Genomic DNA, 1,130 nt, shown 5'->3' on the forward strand with positions numbered 1-1,130 from the left:
GTGACCGTACTTGCTGGAATGGTCTTTTGTCCTTCATCTCTTAAGACATATCCACTTACCACTGGTGAGCCTTTCGCACTAAAGGTGCTACTTACCTTATCCCAGTTACCGTAGGTTACTTCTCCTGTGACTTCATCTACTTGCGCAGTTCTACTAAAGGTTACTTGGTCATGACTCGCATCATGGACACTCTTGCCATTACCGTCCACATAATTAATAGTTTGATTTACACTCTTGCTCAAACTATCCTTATCGGTTCCGTTTGGCCACTTTGGTCCATCCGGGTTAGCTGGATTAATTGGTTGTCCAGGTTCGCCCGGTTGATCTGGTGTTACCGTATCTACTTTGTGTGCCAATGTTACGGTGAAGTCTTGTTCTTTATCATCACTATTGAACTTAACTCCATTCACTGGGTAGGTGTTACTTACCACCACGTATCCTTGATCACTGTACTTCTTGATAGTATCAGTTGTACGGTAATCTGAGGTACTTTGTGGTTGACCTTCTAGGTCCACACTTTCTAATGTCTTACCGGTGTTTTGGTCTACGTAGCTGACCTTCGCCTTTTGATTACTGTCCACGTAAGTAATCTTTGTATCTTCAGTTGGCTTACTACTGTCAACTGGGTAGGTGTTTCCTGGTGTTAATGGATTGCCATCCTTATCCACTGGTGTCTTTCCTGGAATACTTGGAATTACTGGGTTAGTAATCTTTCCCGCATCTTGGTTGTCATTTGGATAACTAGTGTTATGACTTCCATTGTCAATTGGGTTACCTGCGGTATCCACCGGTACTAATGATCCTACCTTGTCGTATACTACCGTTTCGTTTTCATCACTTGAGTTTGGGGTGACCGTACTTGCTGGAATGGTCTTTTGTCCTTCATCTCTTAAGACATATCCACTTACCACTGGTGAGCCTTTCGCACTAAAGGTGCTACTTACCTTATCCCAGTTACCGTAGGTTACTTCTCCTGTGACTTCATCTACTTGCGCAGTTCTACTAAAGGTTACTTGGTCATGACTCGCATCATGGACACTCTTGCCATTACCGTCCACATAATTAATAGTTTGATTTACACTCTTGCTCAAACTATCCTTATCGGTTCCGTTTGGCCACTTTGGTCCATC

Annotated in this window: 1 protein-coding gene; it reads right to left on the reverse strand. The window is 43.3% G+C overall.

Annotated elements, in window-relative coordinates; all coding sequences use genetic code 11:
- Window positions 1-1,130 (reverse strand): mucin-binding protein (locus tag ACOMA7_RS07700; RefSeq protein ID WP_421393151.1); only part of this gene is annotated, 1,130 nt, incomplete at both ends.

This window comes from Apilactobacillus intestinapis (genome assembly GCF_049166695.1).
Classification (GTDB): domain Bacteria; phylum Bacillota; class Bacilli; order Lactobacillales; family Lactobacillaceae; genus Apilactobacillus; species Apilactobacillus kunkeei_C.